Annotated in this window: 2 pseudogenes; both read left to right on the top strand. The window is 45.9% G+C overall.

The features are described 5' to 3' along the window. Positions 1-331: pseudogene (locus R7Q11_RS28430) on the top strand (sugar transporter); the annotation flags it as partial. A gap of 69 nt (positions 332-400) precedes the next feature. Then, positions 401-560 (top strand): annotated as a pseudogene (locus tag R7Q11_RS28425) (low molecular weight phosphotyrosine protein phosphatase); the annotation flags it as partial.

Below are 560 nucleotides of genomic sequence, written 5' to 3'. Positions count from 1 at the left end.
ACTACTGAAAATAGATCGCGCTGGCATGAGCCTTACGGAAGCTTTAAGTAACGTTGGCGGTATTAATCAGATATCAGCGGATGCGACAGGTGTATTCGTAATTAGGAAGTCACAAGACGCTGGTTCACTGGGCGACATATATCAACTTGATGTCTCCGATGCGGCAGCGCTCGTTATTGGTACTGAATTTGCTCTCAAACCGTATGACATCGTTTATGTCACTGCGGCGCCTATCAGTCGTTGGAATCGCGTTATTGCACAGCTAGTACCTACCATCTCTGGCTTCAATGAACTTACAGAAGGCGTCCTTCGAGTCAGGACTTGGCCATAGAAAAAGCATTCTGAAGGGCTTGTTTGAACACAAACAAGTCATTCAAACGTTGTCTATAAGGAGCAAAACATGTTTTCGAACATTCTTGTCGTGTGTGTAGGTAATATTTGTCGTTCCCCCACAGGAGAGCGGTTACTACAGCAACTACTCCCAGATAAACAGATTTCTTCGGCGGGTATTGCCGTAGAAAAAAGTCGCCTAACCGGAAAGCCAGCAGATGAAACCGCCA

The organism is Vibrio sp. 970, assembly GCF_033339075.1.
Note: the sequence above shows the minus strand (reverse complement) of the source record. Positions and strands in the feature narration are given on the sequence as shown.